The organism is Cupriavidus sp. 2KB_3 (genome assembly GCF_052115685.1).
GTDB lineage: Bacteria > Pseudomonadota > Gammaproteobacteria > Burkholderiales > Burkholderiaceae > Cupriavidus > Cupriavidus campinensis.
In genome coordinates this window covers 37447-58675 of the sequence record NZ_JBFRHD010000025.1, presented here as the reverse complement: position 1 = coordinate 58675, position 21229 = coordinate 37447, and the positions used below count along the sequence as shown (strand labels likewise).

Here is a 21229-nt window from a genome sequence, read left to right as displayed (position 1 = left end):
GTCCACGGCCATCCCCGCGCGGGCGGGCATGGCCGGAGTCCCGGTCATCAGATCCGCATCGGCATGACGACGTACTTGAAGTTGTCGTCTTCCGGCACGGTAATCAGGGCGCTCGAATTGGAGTCGCCCAGGCTGACCTGCACCTGCTCGCTCTTCAGGTTGGCCAGCACGTCGAGCAGATAGGTCACGTTGAAGCCGATATCGAGCGCGTCGCCCGAGTAATCGAGTTCGAGTTCTTCCTGCGCCTCTTCCTGATCGGCGTTGGTCGAGCTGATCTTCAGCATGTGCGTATCGAGGATACAGCGCACGCCCTTGAACTTGTCCGTGGTCAGGATGGCGGTACGTTGCAGCGCCTGCTGCAGCTTCACGCGGTCGATCGCGAATGCGTTCTTGTAGCCCTTGGGGATCACGCGCTGGAAGTCCGGGAACTTGCCTTCCACCAGCTTGCTGATCAGTTCGATGTTCGCGAACGTGAACTTGACCTGGTTGGCGGCCAGCTGCACCTGCACGGGATCGTCGTTGTCTTCCAGCAGCCGCTGCAGTTCCAGGATGGTCTTGCGCGGGATGATCACTTCCTGGCGCGCGCCGCCGCCGGTGGCCTCGGTCTCGAGTTCCACGCCGCAGTACGCCAGGCGGTGCCCGTCGGTGGCCACGGCCATCACCTTCTTGCCGTCCACCACGAGCAACATGCCGTTCAGGTAGTAGCGGATGTCCTGCTGCGCCATGGCGAAGTGCACCATCGCCAGCAGATGCTTGAACGTCTTCTGCGGCAGGCTCACGCTCGCGTTGAACTCCGCGGCTTCGGCCACGGTCGGGAATTCCTCGGCGGCCAGCGTCTGGAGCGCGAAGCGGCTCTTGCCCGATTGCACCGTCATGCGCTTGTCGTTCAGCGACAGCGCCACGTCGCCGTCAGGCATCGCGCGCAGGATGTCCAGCAGCTTGCGCGCCGCCACGGTGGTGGCCACGCTGTCGCTGCCAACGCCGCATTCGGCGTGGGTGGTGATCTGGATCTCGATGTCCGTCGAGAGGAAGGAAACGTTCGAGCCGGACTTGCGAATCAGCAGGTTGGCCAGGATCGGGAGGGTGTGGCGGCGCTCCACGATGCCGCTCACGATTTGCAGCGGACGCAGCAGATTGTCTCGCGAGGTTTTGACCAATTGCATTGAATTTATCCTTCGTCGTTTGTCGTCAGCGACCGCAGGTTGCGCGCAACCCCAAATTCACTTAGGAATCAAGGAGTTAATTGTGCATTGTACCAAGGATAAGCCGCTGCGGTGAAGCGGGCCGGCTCCGGCGTGGAGGACGGCTGTGCCTAAAAAGCCACGCTCCGTCATTTCTTCCCGCCAAGCCGCCCCGACTCACCGCAAAGCCTTATCTGAGGCCGATTTCCCGCGATCCAAGCGTTTCGTTCAGTCGCCCGTTTGCCGCCGGGCGCGCACCCTGTAGTATGCCAGCCCGGCAAGGCTAACCTTCAAAATCATAAAACGGGGCCAGGCGGCGCAGGATTCACCTGCGTTACCTGCCAGGCATCACCCCTTGAGCGTCTGTTCCAGCACGTGCAGCTCGTGGTTCAGCTGCGCGTCCTTGCTCCGCTCGTCGGCGATCTTGCGCACGGCATGCAGCACCGTGGTGTGGTCGCGTCCGCCGAACAGCTCGCCGATCTCCGGCAGGCTCTTCTGCGTCAGCTCCTTGGCCAGGTACATGGCGATCTGGCGCGGCCGGGCGATATTGGCGGGCCGCTTCTTCGAATACATGTCCGCGACCTTGATGTTGTAGAAGTCGGCACAGGTCTTCTGGATGTTCTCCACCGAGATCTGGCGGTTCTGTACGGTCAGCAGGTCCTTGAGCGCCTCACGCGTGACATCGATCGTGATGTCCTTGCCGTGGAAGTTGCTGAACGCCAGGATCTTGCGCAGCGCGCCTTCCAGCTCGCGCACGTTGGAGCGCAGGTGCTTGGCGACGAAGAACGCCACTTCCTCGGGCACGCTCACGTTCTCGGCGGCGGCCTTCTTCATCAGGATGGCCACGCGCATCTCCAGCTCGGGCGGCTCGATGGCCACGGTCAGCCCCGAGTCGAAGCGCGAGATCAGCCGGTCGTCGATGCCGGTGATTTCCTTCGGATACGTGTCGCTGGTGATGATCACCTGCGCGCGGTTGGCGATCAGCGCCTCGAACGCGTAGAAGAACTCTTCCTGCGTGCGGTTCTTGCCGGAGAAGAACTGGATATCGTCGATCAGCAGCAGGTCCAGCGAGTGGTAGTACCGCTTGAACTCGTCGAACGCCTTGCGCTGGTACGCCTTCACCACGTCGGACACATACTGCTCCGCATGGATGTAGCGGATCCGCGCGCGCGGGTTCTCCATCAGCATGAAATTGCCGATCGCATGGATCAAGTGGGTCTTGCCCAGGCCCACGCCGCCATAGAGATAGAGCGGGTTGTACGACTTGCCCGGATTGTTGGCCACCTGGATCGCGGCGGCGCGCGCCAGCTGGTTGGCCTTGCCGGTGACGAAATTGTCGAACGTCAGGATCGGGTTCAGGCGCGAGCGCTCGTGCACCGTGTCGCTGGGCTGGGCGCCGCCCATCGGCTGCGGCTGACCCGGATGGGACTGGTGCTGCGGGTGCTGTTGATGTTGTTGATGCTGCGGGTGCTGCTGGCCATGCTGCGGATGCTGGGGCTGCACGCGGTACGAACGCGCGCTGGCTTCGGACGGGTCCATCTGGGCCACGTCGATGTCAGCCATGTCCGCGCCGTGGCCGCCGGCATTGCCCTGCAGCGGATGGCCGGTGTGCGGCGTCTGCGGCCGCGCCGGGTAGCCGCCTTGCGGGTTCAGGGCGGCCATGCCGGGATAGCCGCTCGGCGCGCCCGGGTTCTGATAGTCGGGATAGCCTGCCGCCTGCGGCGCATGGGAAGCGCCGTGTTGTGCACCCGGATAGCCGTTGCCCGGCGCGCCCATCGGCGTACCCATTGCAGCGTGCGCGCCGGCGTTGTCGCCCATCTGGGCCGTGGCCTGCTGGGTATAGGCGGCCGCGCGCCCCGAGGCAGCGGGGTCGAGGACGAAGTGAACGCTAACCTGCGCTTCCCAATACTCGCAGGCGAGAGCCGTGATGCGGCCCGAGAATTGGCTCTTGACCCAGTCGAGCTTGAAGCGGTTGGGCGCGGCAATCCGCAGCGCATGCGCCTCCTCGTCGAAGGCGACGGGCGCCAACGGCTTGATCCAGGTCTTGAACTGTTGCGGCGTCAGTTCGCGCTCAAGTTGCGCGGCTGCCGCCTGCCAGAAATCTTGCATGTGTTCTTGTTTGGTGATCGCGCCAGCCCGCAGCGCGTCACGAGTATCGGGGTGCCCGCCAATCCGTCCGGCTTCCTGTCGCGCAGCCCCTCGGGGGCCGGCACGACGCGGCAATGCCACCCCATCGGCGTGCGGCAAGCATCGCCCGATCAAGCGGTATACCAAGGCAGGAAGACCGGGTTGTGCGTGCGCCACGCGGCCCGTGTAGTGTTTGGACCGGGATTGTACCCCCCGCCTTAAGTTATCCACAAAGGATAACCCTGTGGACAAGTTGTGAAAATTCAGTGGATTGCTGTGCACAACCTATAAAGGACTGCGGCCCGGAAAGGGGCCTGGGCGGCTGATAATCCATCGGAAACAAAGAGTTGGACATCTTTGCTACCGCATATAGGTGACCCCGGATACCCACAAGGTTACCCACCGGCTATTGTGGACAATGGCGCACCGTCGCATGCGACTGCCATTGTGGCGGCGTCGGCGGCACTGGCCATCGGTTGCCTTGACAGTTCGCGCGAATATCGGTTAAATGGCGGGTTCTGCGATGCGGCAGGGGATCACGTATGCGCATCGCCGGGTCTGGCCCGTTCCGCCACGTGTAAACATGTGCGGCATCAGGCAAGCGGCCTGATCCCCCGCCAGCGCCTCGGCCTCCGGCCAGGCCAGCGGCGGCCGGCAGCAAGACAGAACCAGAATCGTCGGCAGACCGCAGCAAACCCGATCGGAATTGCGGCGGCCCCATGCGAACCATACGCGGCGGCCAAGGCGCCCCGGCATCGGCCGGCGCCCGGAAAGCCCGGATCAACCAGAGAGTGCAACATGAAACGTACCTACCAACCTTCCGTTACCCGCCGCAAGCGTACCCATGGTTTCCGCGTGCGCATGAAGACCCGTGGCGGCCGTGCCGTCATCAACGCTCGTCGCGCCAAGGGCCGCAAGCGCCTGGCCATCTGAGCGCCGGGCGACCGGCCCGGACGGCAGAGCGCCGCGATGGCCCGCCATCGCACCGCCCACTGACCGTCCCCGCCACCGCCTCGCACTCAGGTCAGCCAGGGGCAGCCGCCGCAAGCCCAGCGATCCCGCTAGCTTTGCACAGCGTGTCTACCCATGCCTTTCCCAAAGCCGCGAGGCTCACAAAGACGGATGAATTTTCATCCGTTTTTGCTTTGCGGCCACGGCGTCGCAGCGCACACTTCGTGCTGTACGTGCGAGCCAACGGCCAGGCACAGGCCCGGCTGGGCATCGTCGTCGGCAAGAAGTTCGCGCCGCGCGCCGCCGAGCGCAACCTCGTGAAGCGCATGGCGCGGGAACTGTTCCGGGGCCAGCAAGCCCAACTCGCGGGCCGCGACATCCTGTTGCGGCTGCAGGCCAAGTTTCCGCGCGCGGACTTCGCCAGCCGGACTGCGGTCCGGCGGGCGTGCCTTGCGGAGATCACCGGCCTGCTCGAGGTGGCGGCCAGGCCCTTGCCCACCGCCCCGCCCGCCGTCGATACGGCCGGCCCGGCGGCGCCTGCCACGCCCAACGCGCCTGCCTGATATCCACCATGAAGCGAATCCTGCTTGCCCTGCTGCGCATCTACAAGATCGCATTGAGTCCGTACCTGGGCTCGCGGTGCCGCTTCCTGCCCACCTGCTCCGAGTACGCCCGTGACGCCATCGTGCTGCACGGGCCAGCCCGGGGCAGCTGGATGGCCGCGTGCAGGCTCTGCCGCTGCCATCCTTTCACGCAGGGCGGGTATGATCCCGTGCCCGACCCCACGAAACACGGGAATGCCGCCGCGGCGACTCCTGCCTCCGCCGCGCCAGGCCGCCCGCCTGTCACGGTCCGGCTCCCGAGACCCTGATTTCCTCCGACCATAGCGAGACATGGATATCAAACGCACCATCCTGTGGGTCATCTTCTCGATGTCCCTCGTGCTGCTCTACGACAACTGGCAGCGCGCCAACGGCCACGCGTCGATGTTCTTCCCGAGCGCCAACACGCAGCAGCAGGCCGCCCCGGCCGGCGGCGCGAGCGGCGCCGCGGCGCAGGGCGACGTGCCCAAGGCGAACGCATCGGCCACCCCGGGTGCCTCGGCGCCGGGCGCGGTGCCGGCTGCCCCGCAGGCCGCCGCCCAGCCCACGGGCGAGAAGGTGGTGGTCACCACCGACGATCTGCGTGCCGAGATCGACACGGCCGGCGGCATCCTGTCCCGCCTGGAGATGCTCAAGCACCACGAGAAGGACGGCAAGCCGGTCGTGCTGTTCGAACGTGACGCCACCCGCACCTACATGGCGCGTTCGGGCCTGATCGGCGGCGACCTGCCCAACCACACCACGGTGTTCACGGTTGCGCCGGGTCCGCGTACGCTGGACGGTAAGGACAAGCTCGAAGTGGTGCTGACCGCCGAGAAGAGCGGCGTGAAGTTTGTGAAGACTTACATCTTCCACAAGGGCAGCTACGTGGTGGATGGGCGCTTCGACGTGACCAACGCCGGCACGGCGCCTGTCTCGCCGACGCTGTACCTGGAACTGGCGCGCGACGGCAGCAAGGTCGAGCAGTCGCAGTTCTACAGCACCTTCACCGGCCCGGCCATCTACACCGATGCCGACAAGTACCACAAGCTGAGCTTCGAAGACATCGCCAAGGGCAAGGCCACCGTGCCGGCTGCCACCACCAACGGCTGGGTGGCGATGGTGCAGCATTACTTCGCCTCCGCCTGGATTCCGCAGGCCGGCAAGCAGCACAGCTTCTACGCCGAGCAGATCGATCCGAACCTGTACCGCGTGGGCATCCAGCAGCCGCTGGGCCAGATTGCGCCGGGCGCCTCGGTGACCACCGATGCCCGCCTGTTCGCCGGTCCGCAGGAAGAGCGCATGCTCGAGCAGATCACGCCGGGCCTGGAGCTGGTGAAGGACTATGGCTGGCTGACCATCCTCGCCAAGCCGCTGTTCTGGTTGCTCGAGAAGCTGCATGGCGTGCTGGCCAACTGGGGCTGGTCGATCATCGCGCTGACGGTGCTGATCAAGCTGGTGTTCTTCCCGCTGTCTGCGGCGAGCTACAAGTCCATGGGCAAGATGAAGGACCTGCAGCCGCGCATGACCGCCATCCGCGAACGCCACAAGGGCGATCCGCAGAAGATGAACCAGGAGATGATGGGGCTGTACAAGACCGAGAAGGTCAATCCGCTGGGCGGCTGCCTGCCCATCGTGATCCAGATCCCGGTGTTCATCGCGCTGTACTGGGTGCTGCTCTCGTCCGTGGAAATGCGCGGCGCGCCGTGGCTGGGCTGGATCCACGACCTGTCGGTGCCGGATCCGTTCTACATCCTGCCGGTAGTGATGGCCGTGTCGATGTTCGTGCAGACCAAGCTGAACCCGACCCCGCCGGACCCCGTGCAGGCCAAGGTCATGATGATCATGCCGCTGGTGTTCTCGTTCATGTTCTTCTTCTTCCCGGCCGGCCTGGTGCTGTACTGGGTAGTGAACAACATCCTGTCGATCGCCCAGCAATGGCAGATCAACCGGATGCTCGGCAAGGGCAAGGCAGCGGCGGTGGCCAAGGGCTGATCGCACTGACATTCGCCTGAGACGAATCTGAAAGTAAGCCCGGCCTCGCGCCGGGCTTCTTTTTTGGTGCGGCGGCGGCGTATGCTTGTGCCCTGTTCCAGCCACGACGAAGAGGACGCAAGATGACATGGTCGGCCAGCCAGTACGTACAGTTCGAGGATGAGCGCACGCGCCCGGTGCGTGACCTCGTGCAGGCGATTCCCACCCGTGAGGCGCGGCGCGTGGTCGACATCGGCTGCGGGCCGGGCAATTCGACCGAGGTGCTCGCGGCGCGCTATGCCGATGCCCAGGTCACCGGCCTGGACAGCGATGCCGACATGGTGACGGCCGCGCGCAAGCGCCTGCCGGACATCGACTTCGCCCTCGCCGACGCCACCACCTGGACCGACGCCGGCCCCTATGACGTGATCCTCGCCAACGCGGTGTTCCAGTGGGTGCCCGATCACGCCACGCTGTTTCCGTCGCTGGTGAGCAAGCTCGCGCCCGGCGGCAGCCTGGCCGTGCAGATGCCGGACAACCTCGACGAACCGCCGCACCTGCTGATGCGCGAGACGGCCATCAACGGGCCGTGGTCGCCCAAGCTCACGGCGGCGGCCCAGGCGCGCACGCCGCTGGCGTCCGAGCGCTGGTACTACGAACTGCTCAAGCCGCATTGCTCGCGTGTGGATATCTGGCGCACCATCTACCAGCATCCGCTCAAGGGCGGCCCCGCAGCCGTGGTGGAGTGGTTCAAGGGCAGCGGCCTGCGGCCGTTCCTGGCCCCGCTGGACGCCGCCGAGCAGGCCGACTACCTGCGCCAGTACGAAGCCGCGCTGGCCAAGGTCTTCCCGGCGATGGCCGACGGCACGGTGCTGCTGCCATTCCCGCGCGTGTTCATCGTCGCCACGCGCTAGCATCGCTTCCCGGGGCGCCCTTGTGCGGCGCAGCGGTCACAACGACTGCAGCGATGCGTGCGCTGTCGCCTACACTGCAATGACCCGTCATTGTCGTGGAGGTCAGAGGTTGCCAACGCCTGCCGCTCCCGCCCTGCACCGGAACATGCGTCCGGCCCAGGCCTTCTTGGACCTGGCCACCCAGGGCCTGAGCGCCGTGGGGGACGGGCTGGACCTGGTCTTGCGCCGCGATCAGGCGGAGGACGTCCACGCGTTGCGCGTGGCATTGCGACACCTGCGCGCCGTCGCCTGGGCCTTCGGGCCGATCCAGCCCGCGCGCGTCAAGGCGCGCTGGAAGCAGGCGCTGCGCGATGTGGCGGACGCCGCCAGCGCCGTGCGCGACTGGGACGTGTTCGTCACCGAGACGCTGGCCCCGGCTCTGGCCGACCAGCCCGGCGATCCCGTGCTGATGGCGCTGATCGAGACCGTGCAGGCACGCCGGGCGACCGCGCGGGAAGCCATGGTTACACGATTGTCACGGTATCGGCAGGCGCCTTTGCCTACACTGCACCGAGACCTGCTGCACCTTGCCGGGCGCAAGTCGCGCGGCAAGCTGGGCGCGTTCGCCCGCAAGCGCATCCGCAAGGCGCGCAACCGGGTGCGCGACCTCACCCGCACGGCGCGCGACGGCCGAATCGACCACGTGCACAAGCTCCGCATCGGCAACAAGCGGCTGCGCTATGCCATCGAAGCGCTGTCCGATGTCCTGCCGAAGCGCTATCGCAAACGGCTGCGCAAGCAGCTTGAGGCGCAGCAAGGGGAGTTGGGCGCCGTGATCGACGCCTCGGTGGCGCGCAGGCTGATGGCGGAATGCCTCGGGGTATCGACGGCCGAGTCGCCGCCTGAATCGACGCCTGAATCGACACCCACGGCCACCCCGCCCTGACCGCCGGCATGCGCCGCGCCCATCCCGTTCTGCGACAATAGTGCCCATGACTGCTCCCCAGCTTCCTATCGCCGCCATCGCTACCGCACCGGGCCGGGGCGGCATTGGCGTCGTGCGCGTCTCCGGCCCCGATGTGGGCACCGTGATGCGCGCGGTCTGCGGCCAGACGCTCAAGCCGCGCCATGCCACTTACCTGCCCTTCCTCGATGCGCGCGGCGGCGTGATCGACCACGGCCTCGCGCTGTACTTCCCTGCGCCGAACTCGTACACCGGCGAAGAGGTGTTCGAGCTGCAGGGCCACGGCGGTCCGGTGGTCATGCAGATGCTGCTGTCGCGCTGCCTGGAATCCGGGCGCGAGATCGGCCTGCGCGTGGCCGAGCCCGGCGAGTTCACCCGGCGCGCCTTCCTGAACGACAAGCTCGACCTTGCCCAGGCCGAAGCGGTGGCCGACCTCATCGAGGCCAGCACCGAAGCCGCGGCGCGCTCCGCCGCACGCTCCATGGAGGGCGAATTCTCCAAGGCCATCCACGCGCTGGTCGAGAAGGTCATCCACCTGCGCATGCTGGTGGAGGCCACGCTCGACTTCCCCGAGGAAGAAATCGATTTCCTCGAAGCCTCCGACGCGCGCGGCCAGCTGGCCCGCATCCGCAGCGACCTCGCGGGCGTGCTGAAGCAGGCGCGCCAGGGCGCGCTGCTGCGCGAGGGGCTGTCGGTGGTGCTCGCCGGGCAGCCGAACGTGGGCAAGTCGTCGCTGCTCAACGCACTGGCCGGCGCCGAGCTGGCCATCGTCACGCCGATTGCCGGCACCACGCGCGACCGCGTGCGCGAGACGATCCAGATCGACGGCATTCCGCTCCACATCATCGACACCGCCGGCCTGCGCGAGGATGCCGCCGACGAGGTCGAGCGCATCGGCATCGAGCGCACCTGGGAGGCCATCGGGCGCGCCGACATCGTGCTGCATCTGGTGGATGCGCCCGACTACATCGAGCATGGCCTGTCCGAGGTTGACGATCACATCGACGACCAGCTCAGCGGCCGCCTGCCGCCGGGCGCGCCCATCGTGCGCGTGGTGAACAAGATCGACATGGCGCCCGCCGCCGGCGAGATGATGTTCGGCGGCAACCGCCCGCACGTGGTGGCCGCCAACGGGCCGAATCCGACCGAGATCTGGATTTCGGCGCGCACGGGCGCGGGCATCGACCTCATGCGCCGCGAGCTGCTGCGGCTGATCGGCTGGCAGTCCGGCAGCGAAGGCACCTTCCTCGCGCGCGAGCGGCACCTCACCGCGCTGCGCAGCGCCCAGTCCCACCTCGACGTGGCCACGGAGCGCGCGCAGCAGCAGGCCCAGGCGCTCGACCTGTTCGCCGAGGAACTGCGGCTGGCGCAGGACCACCTCAACAGCATCACCGGCGAGTTCACGAGCGACGACCTGCTGGGGACCATCTTCACGCGGTTTTGTATCGGGAAGTAGGCCCTGCCCGGCCCGCACATCCCTGAACCGGAGTTACACATGCCCCGCGTCTCCAAGGCGGAAGCCGAACGGCACCGCGCCACTATCGAGCAGGTCTCCTCGCGGCTGTTTCGCGAGCAGGGGTTTCATGGCATCAGCGTGGCGGACCTCATGGGTGCGGCCGGGCTGACGCATGGCGGGTTCTATGGCCATTTCGCGTCGAAGGACGCGCTGGCGGCCATCGCCTGCACGCGGGCGTTCGAGGAATCGGGCGCGCGCTGGCGCAAGCGGGTGGAGGAATCCCCGGACAAGGCCACGGCCCTCGCCGCGCTGATCGAAAACTACCTGTCGGCGCGCAACCGCAACGCCGCCGGCACCGGCTGCGCGGCGGCGGCGCTGGCCAATGACGTCGCCCGCGAGGGCGAGGAGAAGCCCGTGCGCGCGGCCTTTGTCGACGGTATCCGGGACCTGCTCGAGATCCTCGAGGGCGTGCAGCCGGGCGATGACCCGGCGGCGCGGCGCGCGGCGGCCATCGCGCAGATGTCGACGATGGTCGGCGCACTCGTGCTGTCGCGTGCCACGCTGGGTACCGGGCTGGCCAACGAGGTGCTGGCGGCGGCCAAGGCGCAGCTGCTGGCGCAGGTTGGAAACGCCGATGGGGTGTCGGGCGGGCCGACGGGGTAAACTGCCGCTTTTCCTCCTCAGCCCCCCTCCAAGATGTCCCGTCTCCGGCAAACCCTTCTCATCATCGTCTTCGTGGCGATCATTGGCATCCTGTGGTTTGTCGGCAATGACACCGGAGAGATCGTGCCGACCGGGCCCGCCCCCACCGAGACGGCCGAAGTGGCGCCGGCCAGCGTGCCGCGCGGCATTCCGCACGACGGCACGCTCGATCCGATCAGCATCGACGAGAACCGTCCCGCCGACCGGTTGCCCGAGTACGCGGCGGCCGCCCTGCTCAACGACTATCGCGACAACACCGGGGCAGCCGACGACCGCTATCGGGGCAAGTACTTCATTGTGGAAGGTGTGGCCAGCGGCATTCGCCGCGAAGGGACCGACGTGTTCCTGGAGATCCGCACCGATGCGCCGGGCCAGGTGGTCCGCGCCGTGCTGCTGCCGGAACAGATCTGCGGCCCGGCCGGGCGCCGGTGCGAGGTGGAAGCGCGTGCCACCATGGTCCGGCGCGGCCAGAAGGTGGCCGTGGAATGCACCGGCGCCGGGCTGGCCGAGGGCGGCACGCCGCTGCTGAACGAGTGCCTGGTACGCGGCGGCGCCAACTAGATCCCCACCGGGCGGCCCCCAAGGCCGCTTTTCCGCCCGACAGCACGGCTGGGCCGATTTTCCCCCTCTGTTCCCCGCATTGACCGCCGCGCCGCACGCCTACAGTACGCAGGCATGCTGCCGGCACTGCGTCCCTCGCTTGTTGTTGTGAGCCCGGGCGGCCGGCGCCCTCGCCGACGCGATCCAGGACACACCATGAAGAGAGCAACCCTTGCCGCCGCGCTGGCCCTGCTGGCCACCGGCTGTTCCACCTACCAGGCCGTCACCCCGGTCGACCGGCCGGTCATGAACGACCCCATCGCCGGCTACCAGTCCGGTGCCTTTGGCGGCCCGGCCGAATTCCGTGTCGATGGCAACCAGGTGATCGGCGCCGATGGCGCGCTGTTCTGCATCATCACCAATCAGGTGAACGGCAATGCCTATGTGGAGGATTTCGCGGCCTCGCTGCGCGCGCGCAACTTCGAGGTGAAGATGCTGCCGCCGTACGCGTCGATCGCCTCGTGCCCGATGACGGCCAGCTACACGGCCCAGCGCCAGACCTACCTGACGCCGTTCCTGACCTCGGCGGACATCACCATCTACCGCAACGGCGAGCGCGTGGGCAAGGCGCTGTTCAACGCCAACCGCAGCGCGGGCGGCGTGAACCTGAGCCACCTGATCCCGCCGGCGTCCAAGATCGAGGAACTGGTAGACCAGCTCTTCCCGGGGCTGAAGCCCCAGCCGCAGCCGGCCCAGGCAGCGCCCGCCCCGGCACCGGCGCCCGAGGCAGCCCCGGCACCGGCACCCGCCGCCTGATCGACGCGATCAGGCCAGCCGGAACACCTCCACCGCCTGGCGCAGCTCCTGCGCCTGGTGATGCAGGCTCTCGGCGGCTGCGGCGGCCTCTTCCACCAGCGCGGCGTTCTGCTGCGTGGTGGTATCCATCTCCGCCACGGCGCCGCTGACCTGCGCCAGCCCCTGCGCCTGCTCGCGGGAGGCCACGCTGATGTCGCTCATCAACGCCGCCATGCCTTCCACGCGCCGCACCATGTCGTCGATGGCGGAGCCAGCCTGCTGCACGGCCTCGTTGCCGGACTTCAGGTCCGTCACGGTCCGCTCGATCAGCCCCTTGATTTCGCCTGCCGCGTTGGCGCTGCGCTGCGCCAGGCTGCGCACCTCGCCGGCCACCACGGCAAAGCCGCGCCCGTGCTCGCCCGCCCGGGCGGCTTCCACGGCGGCGTTCAGCGCCAGGATATTGGTCTGGAAGGCGATGCCGTCGATCATGCCGATGATGTCCACCACCTGCTGCGCGTTGCGGTGGATCTCGGCCATCGTATCCACCACCTTGCCCACCGTCATCCCGCCCGCGCGGGCCGCCTCGGCGGCGCTGGCCACGGCGGCGTTGGCGTCGTGCGCGTTGTCGGCGTTCTGCTTCACGGTGGCGGAGAGCTGTTCGATGCTGGCCACGGTGCGCTCCAGGCTGCCCGCCTGCGAGGCCGTGCGCGACGACAGGTCCGCGTTGCCGCTGGCGATCTGGCTCGTGCTGCCGGCGATGGCCGCCACGCTGCCGCGCACCTTGTCCACGATGCCGGTCAGCCCCTGCCCCACGCCGTCGATGGCGCGCATCAGCTGGCCGATCTCGTCATTGCGCGGGCTGTCCAGGCGGGCGGTCAGGTCGCCCTCGGCCAGCCGGGAGGCCGCGCCGGCCGCGTGCGTCAGCGGCTGGCTGACCATGCGGCGCAGCAGCCACCAGAACGCGGCGGACACCGCCAGCGCCACCAGCAGGCCGGCGGCCAGGAAGCGGTTGCGGCTCGCCACCAGTTCGCCACGCAGGGAATCCATCGGCACCGTGCCGGCGATCACCCACTGCCACTCGGGGTAGGTCGCGAACGCGGTCAGGCGCTCGGCAGTCGGGCCATTGCCCATGCTCACCGTGTGCACCATCGAGCCCTCCTTGGCGGCGATCATGTCGCGCACCCAGGGCTTGCCGTCCGCATCCTTGGCGTCGATCCGCACCGAACCCTCGCCGCCGGCACGGTCCACCAGCACCTTGCCCTGGTCCGCGCCCGGCCGGGCATCGAACACCATGAAGTGGCCGTCGCTGCCGATGGCCTTGCGGCGGATGCGGTTCTTCAGCATCGCCAGCTCGGCCTCCACGTTCACCCCCACGTAGAGCGCGCCGACGATCTTGCCGCCGGCGTCGCGCACCGGCTCGTACTTGCTCATATAGGGCTTGCCGAACAGCCACGTCAGCGCGCGGTAGGACTTGCCCGCCGCCACGGCCGTGTAGGCGGCGCCGGCGCGGTCCAGCAGCGTGCCGATGGCGCGCTGGCCGTCCTGCTTCTTGAGCGAGGTGGTCACGCGGATGTAGTCGTCGCCGGTGCGCGCGAACACCGTCGCCACCACGCCGCCGGTGGTGGCGAGGAAGCGGTCGGGCACGTCGAAGCTGTTATTGAGCACGAGGTCGCCGCTGCGGAACGTCGGCGTGGCCTTGCCGGCCACTTCCACGGTCTGCGCCGGATCCACGCTGTACGGGCCGGGCAGCACGGCCGCGAAGCTCAGCATGAAGCGGTCGGCTTCCTGGAGGATGGTGTCGTCGAGCTGGCCGACCAGTTCGCTAAGGGTCTGGCTTTCGGCATAGATGGCCTCGCGGGCCTGGTCCTCGAGCTGGCGCATGCTGCTCAGGGACAGCGCCAGCGCATAGGCGCCAAACGCGACGATCTGGACGACCAGCACCACCAGCGCGATGCGGGTGCCGATGCTCCAGCTGCCGGCCAGCGCGCGCGCGCGGCCGGCCGACGCGGGTCGGGAGAGTAAGAGAGAAGTCAAAGGGGGCGCTCCGTGGCTATTCCACGCACCTTTATGGCGCGCGGGCAACGCCCGCTCTGACGGCAGGTCGTCACAGCGTCAATAACGGATCGCCCAACCCCCGGCTTGAATGGACTGAACGCTTACTCTAATAGATCACACTGCGATGCAACGGGTTGCATAGAATCGATGTGGACCTCTCTGCTCAAACGTCCAGCCTGCCGAGCCGGACCACGGTCACGCCGGGCCGCAGCTGGCGCAGCGACGGCATTACCAGCACGCAATGATCGTACGGCGTGGTCACCGGCTCGCCATCGCGCCAGCCGATCACGGTGCCGGCCTGGTCGAAGGTTTCCAGCCCGGTGTACGGGCCCGCGAAGCGGAAGTCCATGCTGGCCGCCACCACCGGCTCGGTCACGCGCACCACGCGCTGCGCTGCCGGCAGCGGGCGCAGCCAGCCGGCCGGCAGGTCCGCTTCCTCGACGACGCCCGCGTGCAGCAGGAAGCGCGCCGCGCAGTCGCGCGCCACGTCCACGGCGGCGGTCTCCCAGTGCTGGCCGCACTCCACCAGCAGCGCGTTGCGCGCGCTGGCCGGGTCGCCGAAGCCGGCGTAGTCGCGCATGCGGCGGCCCTCGGGGTGGCCTTCGTCGACGATGATGTCCGCCGGGGCGCCGAGCGCTTTCGACAGCGCGATGCCCTTGTCGAGCGGGCCCGAGACGATCAGCGGCCGGCTTTTCTCGTGCATCGAGTGCAGGTCGAGCAGCAGGTCCACGGTGTCGATCACGGGGCGCATGGCGCGGGCGCGTCGCAATTCGCTGGAATCGCGCGTGGTATCGTCGAGCACGGCGGCGGTCCAGACGCGGTTGAAGTCCTGGTCGACGAAGCGCGAGGCATCGGGCCGGGCGGCGTCGAAGGTGGCGTAGGCGTCCACGTTGGCGAACGCCAGCGTCAGCCGCCCCCGGCGCGGCCGCAGGCCGTGGTCGAGCAGGCCGGCCACGGCGATGGCGCCGCAGACCTCGTTGCCGTGCGTCAGCGCGTTGACCATCACATGCGGGCCCGGCAGGCCGGAATCGAAGGTGTGGACGTAGGCGATGCCGGTGTTGCCGGCGGCGTAGGGGCGGATATCGGGAAAGCTGACCTCCACCGGATAGGCGGCGAAGGCGGGAGGCGTCTGCGTCATGGCAATCATCTGATCATTCAAGCGTGATTCACGCGTTATTCGCGGATTTCGGCGGTCTGCACGATGGTGCGGTAGCGGGCCGTCTCGCGCTTGATGAAGGTGCCGAACTGGGCCGGATTGGCCGGCGCCACCTCCACGCCGGCTTCGGCCAGCTTCTTGCGGACGTCCGGCTGGGCCAGCACGGCCTGCATTTCGGTGTTCAGGCGGTCGATCACCGGGCGCGGCGTGGCGGCGGGCGCCATCAGGCCGAACCAGACGCCCATGTCCACGCCCTTGAGCGACGGCGTCTCGGCCAGCGCCGGCACGTTCGGCGCCACGCTGGCGCGCTTGGCCTCGGTCACCCCATAGGCGCGCACGCGGCCGGCCTGGATATGGGGCAGCGCCGACGACAGCACCATCACGGCGAGGTCGATCTGGCCGCCCAGCAGGTCCGTGGCCATCGCGGAGGCGCCCTTGTACGGCACGTGCGTGATGTTGACCTTGCCCTGCTGCTTGATCAGCTCGCCCGCCAGGTTCAGCGGCGTGCCCACGCCCGAGGAAGCGTAAGACAGCTTGCCCGGCTGCGACCTGGCCAGCGCCATCAGTTCGCTGGCGTCCTTGGCCGGCAGCTGCAGCTTGCCGACCAGCACCATCGGCTGCGTGCCGACGAAGGTGATCGGTGCCAGATCCTTCTCGCCGTCATAGCGCACGGCCGGGTTGGTCAGGCGGGCGATGGACACCTCGCTGCCCGAGCCCAGCAGCAGCGTGTAGCCATCCGCTTCCGCCTTGACCACCTTCGACGCGCCGATCGTGCCGCCGGCGCCGCCGAGGTTCTCGATCACCACGCTCTGGCCCAGCCGCTTGCCCAGCTCCGGCGCCACGGTGCGCGCGACCAGATCGACGCTGCCCCCGGCGGTGTAGCCCACCACCAGCGTGATGGGCTTGGTGGGATAGGCACCCGCCGCATGGGCGACAGTGGCAGCCAGGGCACAACAACTCAGGGAGGCGGCAGCGGCCGCGCGCAGCAGGGTCTTCATGGTGATTTCTCTTCCGGCAGGTGTGGGTGTTGTCCGGCGATGGTAGTGAGCGCCGGGCGCGCCGGCATGCGGCTTTGGCAATGCGGGTTGCCATTTCGGCAATGGGCCGCGATGGTGCAGGGGCACGCACAAACTTGGGTCATGCAATGGGTCATAAGCCGGTGTGATTCGATCCCGATTCTGCGCCGAAGCGGCAGCTCGGACGCATCCTAATCCGCGCGCTGCGAGGCCGCGCGCCAGAACGCCTCGGCCAGCCCGCGCATCGACGCCCGGGGCCGGTAGAGGCGGATGTCGAGGGCCAGGTCGGAGGCATCGCCGCCGTCCAGATCGGCGCGCACCAGGCGGCCCGCCCGCAGGTCGTCGGCGATCAGCCGGGCCGGCAGCCAGGCCAGTCCCATCGACTGGCGCACCATCTCATGCACCGATTCGGCGAAATCGCTCACGGCGATCACATCGAGCCGCGCAGCCAGCTTCCGGCGTGCGATTTCCTGGTTGACCATGCGGCCCATGGTCAACGTCTCGGCGTAGGCGATCATCGGCACGGGCGCGGGGCGCGGGGCGGTCTTGGCCCGATCCAGGCGATGCTGTCGATGCAGACGATGCAGACGATAGGCCGGACCGCCGCGCGCATCGGCGGCGGCCACGCAGACCAGCCGCTCCACGCCCACCGGGTGGAAGGTGTAGCGCGCGTCGTCCAGCATCACCGGCAGGTCGTGCGGGCTGTAGCAGAGCAGGAAATCGACGTCGCCTTCGGTGAACAGCGCCAGCGCATCGTGCGTGGCGTGGGTGGAGATGCGCGTGCGGAAGCCGGCGCCGGCGGGGTCGTCGCGCAGCGCATGGCGCAGGCCGGCCAGCCACGCCGGCACCATCGAGCGGGCCAGCGTCTTGCCGGTGGCGATGGTCAGCGTGCTGGCATCGGCGCGATGCGCGGCGCGCAGCGACAGGCGGGCTCCGTCGAGCGTGCGCAGCGCGGCTTCGGCGGCTTCGAGGAACTGGCGGCCCTCGGCGGTCAGGCGCACCGGAAACGCGCTGCGGTCGATCAGCGGCGCGCCGGCCCAGACCTCCAGCGCCTGCATGCGCCGGCCAAACGCCGGTGGCGTGACATTGCGCAACTCGGCCGCGCGCGCCAGGCTGCCGGCCTGCGCCAGGCAGACGAAGTCTTCGAGCCAACGGATGTGCATGGGGGCGGCGGGCGGGGCGGGCGGGAGATCGGGGCATTGTAGCGCCGGCCCCTGCGCGACTCGGTTAGAATTTTCCCCCATGGCCACCGAACCGCGCGGCGCCAAGCCGCCCTTTCCCGAATACACCATCGATGAACTGGCGCGTGCAGCCGGCACCACGGTGCGCAATATCCGCTCGTACCAGGATCGCGGCCTGATCGATCCGCCCGAGCGCCGCGGCCGGGTCGGCATCTACACGCAAACCCATCTCGGGCGCCTTCGCCTGATCCATCACCTGCTGGCGCGCGGCTACACGCTCGCCAACATCATGGAGCTGCTCAAGGCCATCGTCGAAGGCCACGACCTGCGCTCCATCCTCGGCCTGGAGACGGCCATCAGCAGCCCGTGGAACAGCGAGGCGCCGCGCCACTATTCCTACCTCGCGCTGGCCCGGCTGTTCGGCCGCGCGGTGTCGCGCCCGGCGCTGGCCAAGGCCATCGCGCTGGGGCTGCTGGAGCCGGACGGCTTCGGCTACCTCGCGCGCAGCCCGCGCGCGCTGACGGCCGGCGCGGAGATCGCCCGGGCCGGCTTTGCGCTGGAAGACGTGCTGGACATCATCGAGCATTCGCGCAGCCACTTCCAGGCCGTGTCCGACCGCATCGTCGGCATGGTGGTGCGCGAGCTGGACCGCTTTGGCGAAGGCAAGCTGCCGCCCCCGGCGGAGGTGCCCCGGCTGGTGGACATCCTCTGGCGCATCCGCCCGCTGGCGATGGTGGCCGTGGAGACCGAGATGATGCGCGCGCTGGAGATCTCGGCCAACAAGTACCTCGGGGACCGCGTCGCCGCGATCCTCGAACACCTGCACGATCCCTCCTCCCCGCCCACCGAGCCACCCACCGAGCCACCCAGCGAGCCGCCCAGCAAGCCCCGCAACTAGGCTGCGCTGCGGATCGACGGCGCCCGCGTGCTGGCGCCGGCCTGCAGCGCCGTCTGCTCGATTTCCTCGATCAGCGGGCCGATCCGGCTCAGCTCGGCCCGGTTGTCCTCGTCCCATGGATGGAAACCCGGCCGAAAGTAGTCGAACCATTCCGGGATCATCTTGCGCAGCACGCCCGGCGCCCCCCACAGGAAGTTGACCACCCTGCCGAAGCCGAGCAGCTTGTGACGGCAGGTCTTGTCCGCCATCACCAGCCGCACATGGAACACGAACACCAGCGCCCAGAACGTGACCGTGGTGGTCAGCATGGTGAACGCGCGCAGCAGGTAGCGGTACGGGCCGGGCTTCATCACCGCATTCCAGACATCGTAGGCCACGGCCTTGTGCTCGGTTTCCTCCAGCGCGTGCCAGGTCCACACCTGCCGGTAGCCGGGCTCCGAGCGGCCCATGTGGCGCGGGTCGGACAACATGCCGCCGGCCAGCATCGCCGTGTAGTGCTCCAGCGCGATGGTGTGCGCCAGCTGCCACGAGTGCGGCAGGATCTTGCGCAGCAAATTCAACAGTGTTGCTACAAAGTTGTCGAGCTGGCTTGCCGGCAGGCCCGCATCGTCGAGCAGCCGGTTATAGAGGATGTGCTCGCGCGTGTGCATGGCCTCCTGGCCGATGAAGCCCGCCACGGCGCGTTTCAGCTCCGGGTCGGTGAGCCGGTCGCGGTAGTGGCGCACGCTGTCCATGAAGAAGCGCTCGCCGGCCGGGAAGAAGATCGACAGCGCGTTGATGAAGTGGGTGACGTGGGGGCCGCGCTCGTGCCAGTCGCTGATGCGGGCTGGCGGGAGGTGCGGATGCACGTCGCGGCGGACTGGCATCATGATGTGAGCTCCTTGATCGAAAGCGGACGGCCTGCGCCGGCGGCGTCCAGGAAGGGCAGGAGGTCGGCCGCCACGCGCTGCGGGTCTTCCTCCATCGGGATATGGCCCAGGCCGGCGTAGCGGCGCAGGGTGGCGTTGGGCAGCCGCGCCAGGAAGGCGTCGGCGTGCGTGGGCGGAATCCAGCGGTCGCGCTCGCCCCACAGCACCAGCGTCGGCGCGCGCACGCCGGCCAGCAGGTCGGTGGCGAGGTCGGCGAAGTCGAGCTTCGGCACCATCCGGCCGATGGCCTCGCGGCTGCCCTCCGCATAGAAGAAGTCGACATAGCGCCGGAAGGTGGCCTCGGGCACGCGGGAGGCATCACCGTACACATCGCGCGTGGCCGCCCGGATGATCCACTCGGGCAGCAGGCGCGGCGCCGACCAGCGCACCAGCGCGTGGCGGAACAGATCTATATAGATAGGCAGTTGCATCGGGAACCCGGCGGCGTCGATCAGCACCAGCCGGTTGACCAGCGACGGGCGGCGCACGGCCAGGTCCCAGGCGATCAGCCCGCCCAGCGAGTTGCCGATCAGCGTGGCGCGCGAGACCTGCACGGCAGCCAGGAAGGCATCGATGAAGTCGCGGTAGAGGTGGATATCCATCGTCACCACGCGGCCGCGCGCATCGCGCAGCGGGCCGGTCAGGCCGAACGGGGCGATGTCGAGCCGCAGCACGCGGTAGCGCTGGCGCAGCGCCGGCATCAGCCCTTCCCAGGTGTGCAGGGACGCGCCGAAGCCATGGATCAGCACCAGCGGCTCGCCCTCGGGCACGCCCTCCTCGGTGTAATGAACCAGCGCGCCCATCACCTGCACCCAGCGCGAGGCCGGCAGCGCGTAGCGGCGCGCCAGCGTGGCGCGGGAGAGGCTGAAGAAACCCACCCGCCCCTGCCCGAACCAGCGTGTGAACGCGCCCGGCGGCGCCTGCAGCGCGGCTTCCCGCGGCAACGCGGCGCGGGTCATGCGCGCTCTCCTTCGCTGGCCGCCGCCGGCGTGCCGTCCGGCATCAGCGCCTTGCGCTTGCGGCGCGTCTCGCGCACCACCAGCGACTGGTACGCCGCCGGCAGCAGGCGCGCCATGGCGTCTGCCGCGTAGGCATCGGGCCCCACCAGCACGCGCCGCTTGTTGGCGCGCACGCCATCCAGGATGATGCCGGCGGCCTTCTCCGGCGTGGTGATGAAGAACTTCTCGAACTCCTCGCGCCCCTGCTGGGCGTCGCGCACGAGCAGGCCGTTCACGCTCGGCGAGACGCGGCTGGCGCGCGCGATATTGGTCTTGATGCCGCCCGGGTGCACCGTGGTGGCCGAGACGCCGCAGTCCATCAGGTCGAGTTCCTGCCGCAGCGACTCCGTGAAGCCGCGCACCGCGTACTTGCTGGCGTTGTACGCGCCCATGCCGGGCTGCGCGAACAGCCCGAACACGCTCGAGGTATTGACGATGTGGCCCTCGCCGCTGGCCTTGAGATGCGGCAGGAAGGCCTTCGTGCCATGGACCACCCCCCAGAAGTTGATGCCGATGATCCAGTCGAGGTCGTCGTACTGCATGCCGTCCACGGTGCTGGACAGCGCCACGCCGGCGTTGTTGAAGATCAGGTTGACGCGGCCATGCGCGGCGGCCACGTCGTCCGCCCAGGCATGGACGGCGGCGCGGTCCGCGACATCGACGATGTGCGACGTTACCGTCACGCCCGGCGCCCGGCGCGCGACCTGGGCGGCGGTTTCCGCCAGCCCGGCCTCGTTGCAGTCGGAAATGGCCACGTGGCAGCCTTCCTGCGCGAGCTGGATCGCCAGGCATCGGCCCATGCCCGAACCGGCGCCGGTGATGGCGGCCACCTTGTTTCGAAACACCTTCATGC

At 68.4% G+C, this 21229-nt stretch carries 20 protein-coding genes; 11 read left to right on the top strand and 9 right to left on the bottom strand.

The window, feature by feature from the left end:
• Positions 1 to 47: 47 nt before the first annotated feature.
• Both dnaN and dnaA read right to left on the bottom strand, forming a co-directional pair.
• Positions 48 to 1163: a DNA polymerase III subunit beta gene (dnaN, locus tag AB4120_RS23640; protein ID WP_092291124.1), complete on the bottom strand. Its 1116-nt coding sequence runs from the start codon at positions 1161 to 1163 to the stop codon at positions 48 to 50.
• Between the two features lie 366 nt (positions 1164 to 1529).
• Positions 1530 to 3290 carry a chromosomal replication initiator protein DnaA gene (dnaA, locus tag AB4120_RS23635; protein ID WP_149137000.1) on the bottom strand — a complete coding sequence of 587 codons (1761 nt, stop codon included), beginning with the start codon at positions 3288 to 3290 and terminating at the stop codon, positions 1530 to 1532.
• Between the two features lie 816 nt (positions 3291 to 4106).
• On the opposite strand from dnaA, the gene rpmH reads away from it, so the two are divergent.
• The 10 genes from rpmH (at position 4107) to AB4120_RS23585 (ending at position 12185) form a co-directional block, all read left to right on the top strand.
• Positions 4107 to 4241 (top strand): 50S ribosomal protein L34, encoded by a 135-nt coding sequence (gene rpmH / locus AB4120_RS23630; RefSeq protein ID WP_008650850.1) that lies wholly within the window; start codon positions 4107 to 4109, stop codon positions 4239 to 4241.
• Positions 4242 to 4384: 143 nt separating this feature from the next.
• Complete coding sequence (gene rnpA / locus AB4120_RS23625; protein WP_149137001.1) at positions 4385 to 4822, top strand: ribonuclease P protein component; 438 nt, start codon at positions 4385 to 4387, stop codon at positions 4820 to 4822.
• An 8-nt stretch (positions 4823 to 4830) separates the two neighbouring features.
• On the top strand, positions 4831 to 5130 hold the full coding sequence (gene yidD, locus AB4120_RS23620) for a membrane protein insertion efficiency factor YidD (RefSeq protein WP_092291108.1): 300 nt from the start codon (positions 4831 to 4833) through the stop codon (positions 5128 to 5130).
• Between the two features lie 22 nt (positions 5131 to 5152).
• The gene (yidC, locus tag AB4120_RS23615) at positions 5153 to 6835 is read left to right on the top strand and encodes a membrane protein insertase YidC (protein WP_441642915.1); all 1683 of its coding nucleotides are present in this window, start codon (positions 5153 to 5155) and stop codon (positions 6833 to 6835) included.
• A 122-nt stretch (positions 6836 to 6957) separates the two neighbouring features.
• Positions 6958 to 7728, top strand: a complete 771-nt coding sequence (tam, locus tag AB4120_RS23610; RefSeq protein WP_441642914.1) for a trans-aconitate 2-methyltransferase — start codon at positions 6958 to 6960, stop codon at positions 7726 to 7728.
• Between the two features lie 145 nt (positions 7729 to 7873).
• Complete coding sequence (locus tag AB4120_RS23605; protein WP_262389503.1) at positions 7874 to 8653, top strand: CHAD domain-containing protein; 780 nt, start codon at positions 7874 to 7876, stop codon at positions 8651 to 8653.
• 46 nt (positions 8654 to 8699) lie between these two features.
• Entirely contained in the window at positions 8700 to 10127 is a 1428-nt protein-coding gene (gene mnmE, locus AB4120_RS23600) for a tRNA uridine-5-carboxymethylaminomethyl(34) synthesis GTPase MnmE (RefSeq protein WP_149137005.1), read from the top strand.
• 39 nt (positions 10128 to 10166) lie between these two features.
• Entirely contained in the window at positions 10167 to 10790 is a 624-nt protein-coding gene (locus AB4120_RS23595; protein WP_149137006.1) for a TetR/AcrR family transcriptional regulator, read from the top strand.
• Between the two features lie 33 nt (positions 10791 to 10823).
• Positions 10824 to 11390 (top strand): OB-fold putative lipoprotein, encoded by a 567-nt coding sequence (locus AB4120_RS23590; RefSeq protein WP_149137007.1) that lies wholly within the window; start codon positions 10824 to 10826, stop codon positions 11388 to 11390.
• Between the two features lie 195 nt (positions 11391 to 11585).
• Positions 11586 to 12185, top strand: a complete 600-nt coding sequence (locus tag AB4120_RS23585) for an Sbal_3080 family lipoprotein (RefSeq protein WP_149137008.1) — start codon at positions 11586 to 11588, stop codon at positions 12183 to 12185.
• Positions 12186 to 12194: 9 nt separating this feature from the next.
• On the opposite strand, the gene AB4120_RS23580 is transcribed toward AB4120_RS23585, so the two are convergent.
• The 4 genes from AB4120_RS23580 to AB4120_RS23565 all read right to left on the bottom strand — a co-directional run bounded on the left by AB4120_RS23580 (position 12195) and on the right by AB4120_RS23565 (position 17554).
• Entirely contained in the window at positions 12195 to 14198 is a 2004-nt protein-coding gene (locus tag AB4120_RS23580) for a methyl-accepting chemotaxis protein (protein WP_262389504.1), read from the bottom strand.
• Between the two features lie 184 nt (positions 14199 to 14382).
• Positions 14383 to 15357 carry a M14 family metallopeptidase gene (locus tag AB4120_RS23575; protein WP_149137009.1) on the bottom strand — a complete coding sequence of 325 codons (975 nt, stop codon included), beginning with the start codon at positions 15355 to 15357 and terminating at the stop codon, positions 14383 to 14385.
• 35 nt (positions 15358 to 15392) lie between these two features.
• Entirely contained in the window at positions 15393 to 16373 is a 981-nt protein-coding gene (locus AB4120_RS23570) for a Bug family tripartite tricarboxylate transporter substrate binding protein (protein ID WP_149137010.1), read from the bottom strand.
• Between the two features lie 209 nt (positions 16374 to 16582).
• Entirely contained in the window at positions 16583 to 17554 is a 972-nt protein-coding gene (locus AB4120_RS23565) for a LysR family transcriptional regulator (protein WP_149137011.1), read from the bottom strand.
• A gap of 79 nt (positions 17555 to 17633) precedes the next feature.
• Here AB4120_RS23565 and AB4120_RS23560 point away from each other — a divergent pair, with 79 nt between their 5' ends.
• Positions 17634 to 18470: a MerR family transcriptional regulator gene (locus AB4120_RS23560; RefSeq protein ID WP_441642913.1), complete on the top strand. Its 837-nt coding sequence runs from the start codon at positions 17634 to 17636 to the stop codon at positions 18468 to 18470.
• Here AB4120_RS23560 and AB4120_RS23555 read toward each other — a convergent pair.
• The 3 genes from AB4120_RS23555 to AB4120_RS23545 are packed head-to-tail and all read right to left on the bottom strand — an operon-like array spanning position 18467 to position 21227.
• Positions 18467 to 19339, bottom strand: a complete 873-nt coding sequence (locus AB4120_RS23555; RefSeq protein WP_441642912.1) for a metal-dependent hydrolase — start codon at positions 19337 to 19339, stop codon at positions 18467 to 18469. The two genes, AB4120_RS23560 and AB4120_RS23555, sit on opposite strands and share 4 nt — an antisense overlap.
• Positions 19336 to 20337 carry an alpha/beta fold hydrolase gene (locus AB4120_RS23550; protein ID WP_149137013.1) on the bottom strand — a complete coding sequence of 334 codons (1002 nt, stop codon included), beginning with the start codon at positions 20335 to 20337 and terminating at the stop codon, positions 19336 to 19338. Before AB4120_RS23550 ends, AB4120_RS23555 begins: the two co-directional genes overlap by 4 nt.
• Positions 20334 to 21227, bottom strand: a complete 894-nt coding sequence (locus AB4120_RS23545) for an SDR family NAD(P)-dependent oxidoreductase (RefSeq protein ID WP_149137014.1) — start codon at positions 21225 to 21227, stop codon at positions 20334 to 20336. Before AB4120_RS23545 ends, AB4120_RS23550 begins: the two co-directional genes overlap by 4 nt.
• Between the last annotated feature and the right edge of the window lie 2 nt (positions 21228 to 21229).